The 3,691-nt window shown below is 40.9% G+C and carries 4 protein-coding genes and 1 pseudogene; all 5 read left to right on the top strand.

Going from position 1 to position 3,691, the window contains the following annotated elements; genetic code table 11:
- Window positions 1–450: UbiX family flavin prenyltransferase (locus AC1DQW_RS27295; RefSeq protein WP_477456949.1), on the top strand; the 450-nt coding region annotated here is incomplete at its 5' end.
- Window positions 451–548: 98 nt separating this feature from the next.
- A complete protein-coding gene (mtaB, locus tag AC1DQW_RS27290; RefSeq protein WP_477456948.1) occupies window positions 549–1,868 on the top strand; it encodes a tRNA (N(6)-L-threonylcarbamoyladenosine(37)-C(2))-methylthiotransferase MtaB in 1,320 nt (439 codons plus the stop codon).
- Between the two features lie 28 nt (window positions 1,869–1,896).
- On the top strand, window positions 1,897–3,063 hold the full coding sequence (locus AC1DQW_RS27285) for a prolipoprotein diacylglyceryl transferase (protein WP_477456947.1): 1,167 nt from the start codon (window positions 1,897–1,899) through the stop codon (window positions 3,061–3,063).
- On the top strand, window positions 3,056–3,541 hold the full coding sequence (locus tag AC1DQW_RS27280; protein WP_477456946.1) for a GtrA family protein: 486 nt from the start codon (window positions 3,056–3,058) through the stop codon (window positions 3,539–3,541). Before AC1DQW_RS27285 ends, AC1DQW_RS27280 begins: the two co-directional genes overlap by 8 nt.
- Window positions 3,507–3,691: pseudogene (locus AC1DQW_RS27275) on the top strand (inositol monophosphatase family protein); the annotation flags it as partial. The gene AC1DQW_RS27280 and the pseudogene AC1DQW_RS27275, both read left to right, overlap by 35 nt.

Raw genomic sequence — 3,691 nt, 5'->3', positions numbered from 1 at the left:
ATGTCGGACAATGCGAAGGATGTTTGGCGTTTTGAGCTCGATAACGAGGATTACAGTAAGTATACCTATAAATTTTACGCCAAAAACGATTTTATGGCGCCTTTTGCATCAGGATCGGCTAAGTTTGATACCATGGTTGTTGTTCCGTGTTCTATGGGTACACTCGGCAGGATAGCAGGAGGTATCTCCGATGATCTGATAAGTCGTGCTGCCGATGTAATCCTCAAAGAACGCCGCAAGCTCATCCTGGTGGCCCGCGATACGCCTTTAAACCTTATCCATATCCGCAATATGGCTACCGTTACTGAAGCCGGCGGTATTATTTGCCCGGCCATTCCATCATACTACAGCAAACCACAAACCATTGAAGAGTTGGCTATGACGGTGGTGAACCGGGTAATTGATTTGATAGGGCTGGAGAACGAGAGTTATGAGTGGAATGGTATTTGATTTTTTCGGATTTAGGACATTCGATTTCGGATTTTACTATAACGTGATAACCCGTATTAAAACTATTTCTTAAAATTCCTTATCTTTGCGCCCTTGTAATGAATAAAAAAGTCGCTTTTTATACGCTTGGTTGTAAACTGAATTACTCAGAAACTTCATCTATCGGCAGGCTGTTTAGCCAGGCCGGTTATGATACTGTTGAGTTTTCCAATACGCCTGATGTTTTTGTGATCAACACCTGTTCGGTTACAGAAAATGCGGATAAAAAGTGTAAAAAGATAGTTAAGGAAGCGCTTAAGATCTCCCCCAATGCTTACGTAACCATAGTTGGTTGCTACGCCCAATTAAAGCCACAGGAAATTGCAGAAATACCCGGTGTTGACATGGTGCTTGGCGCTGCCGAAAAATTCCAGATCATTGATCATATTACCGATCTTACCAAAAAGCCTAAAGCGGTTGTTTATAACCAGCCTGTAAGTGAGGCTAACCAGTTTGTGCCGGCTTACTCTTTTGGCGATCGTACCCGCACATTCCTGAAAGTTCAGGATGGCTGCGATTATTCATGTACCTTTTGTACCATCCCTTTAGCACGTGGTGCCAGCAGGAGTGATACAATAGAAAACGTAATTAAGCAGGCAAAAGAAATAAGTGCTTCGGGAGTTAAGGAAATAGTATTGACAGGTGTTAATTTGGGCGACTTCGGGATCCGCAACGGTCATCGGGAGGATAAGTTTTTCGACCTGGTAAAAGCGCTGGATGAAGTTGAAGGGATTGATCGTATCAGGATCTCATCCATCGAACCAAACCTGCTTACCGACGAAATTATTGCTTTTGTTGCAGCGTCAAAGCGTTTTGTACCTCATTTTCATATCCCGTTGCAATCAGGCTCCGATAAAATATTGGGTTTGATGCGCCGCCGCTATAAGCGTGATTTGTATGTGAACCGGGTGGCCAAAATAAAAGAGCTGATGCCAAATTGCTGTATTGGCGTTGATGTTATTGTTGGTTTCCCCGGCGAAACCAGAGAAGATTTTATCGATACTTATAATTTTTTAAACGACCTTAACGTTTCATACCTGCACGTATTTACATACTCCGAAAGGGAAAACACGCTGGCAAGTGAAATGAAAGGGGTAGTACCCGGTTCAACACGTGCCGACAGAAGTAAAATGCTGCATATTTTATCAGATAAAAAACGCCGGGCTTTTTACGAAACCCAACTTAATAAAAACGAAGAAGTTTTGTTTGAGGGTGATATCAAGGAAGGCTATATGCATGGATTTACCCGTAACTACGTAAAGGTAAAAGCTAAGTATGACCCTATACTGGTAAATGAATTAAAAACGGTTTACTTAACAAACATTTCACCTGATGGTGATGTCGAAATAACAGAAGGCGAAGAAATATTAGTTCATTAAATATTATCTTCGCTTCAAAATATAACCTATGTTTCCTACCATAACGTCGCTTCTTCAATACCTTTTCGGCTTCAATTTACCATTACCTATACAAACCTTTGGCTTTTTTGTGGCGATAGCATTTATGGCGGCTTATTGGGCTTTCACTAAGGAGTTTAACAGGAAAGAAAAAATTGGTGTTATACATAGCTTTAAAAAGAAAGTGACGATAGGCCAGCCAGCCACCGTTAGTGAGCTGATAGGCAACGGAATATTTGGCTTTATTTTAGGTTATAAAATTGTTGATGCGGTATTAAACTATCAATTGCTTTTAGATAGTCCGCAGGAATTCCTTTTATCTACACGTGGTAACTGGATAGGCGGCATAATAGGCGCTGCTGCTTTTGCCTATTGGGCATACTATGAAAGTGATAAACAAAAACTCCCTCAGCCCAAAACAGAAGAAGTAGCTGCACATCCCCATGAATTAATGGGTAGTATTTTACTTTGGGCCGCTGTGTTTGGTTTTGCCGGGGCTAAATTATTTAACGCACTTGAAAACTGGGGCGATTTTATGAAGGACCCGGTTGGTATGCTAATTGGGTTTAGCGGACTAACTTTTTACGGTGGTTTAATTTGTGGCGGTGCCGCGGTACTTTATATAGCCCATAAGCATGGTATTAAACCATTAGATATGCTGGATATTGGTGGTCCGGGTATGATGTTAGCTTATGCCGTGGGGCGTGTAGGCTGCCAGATGTCTGGTGATGGCGATTGGGGTATTGTTAACCTTGCACCAAAGCCACAATGGTTAAGCTGGGCGCCAAATTGGATGTGGTCATTTAAATTTCCGCATAATGTTAATGATGAGGGTGTAGCAATGGCCAATTGCGTTGGTAAGTTTTGTCATGAATTGCAATACCCTGTATATCCCACCTCATTTTATGAATGTGTGATATGCTTGTTGTTATTTGCGTTTTTGTGGAGCATACGCAATCGTATAAAAAAATCGGGCGTATTATTTGGTATCTACATGATATTGGCCGGCGTAGAACGCTTTTTTATTGAATTGATACGTGTAAACACTAAATACCATGTAGCAGGCATCAGTTTTACGCAGGCCGAAATGATTTCATTAATTATGGTGATTGGCGGCGCCGCTTTAATTATAAACGGATTAAAAAACAAAAAAACAGCTACTTTGCAGCATGGCTAATACAAAGCAGGTATATCGGCTTTTAGATAACCAGGTGTTCAGGTTTGTACTTTCTGCTGGTGCAGGTTTTTTGGTTGACGTATCTGCATTCTATCTTTTTTATCATAATTTATTGGTTCGGCACACCTATCCTATAGGTTCTATTACGATACGTAATTCCACATTGTCATTAGCTATGTCATTTGGGTTGGGAGTGATCGTGAACTTTTTAGTTACCCGCTACCTGGTTTTTACAGAATCAAAACTATCGGCTTATAAACAGTTTTCCCGCTTTGCAGCAGTAGCCTGTATAGGTTTCTTTGCAAATTTAGGGGTCATTAAAATATTGATCCAGGATTTTGGCATCTATCCTCCAATAGCACGTATTGGTGCCGCTTTAAGCTTGTTTTTTGCAAGCTTTTTTATCCACAAGGTATTTTCATTTAGCTTATCATTAAGGCACCATGGCACTCACAAACATAGCGAACCAAGTAATTGAAGTTGCCAAACAGGCGGGCGACTTTATAAGGCAGGAACGTAAAACCTTCGATGCTGATAAAATTGAATATAAGGGCCTCAACGATATGGTATCATACGTTGATAAAACTGCCGAACGAATAATTGTTGAAGGCTTGAGGAAGATTTTGCC

The sequence above is a fragment of the Mucilaginibacter sp. P5_A4 genome, from assembly GCF_056400605.1.
This window is presented reverse-complemented; position numbering and strand designations above follow the sequence as displayed.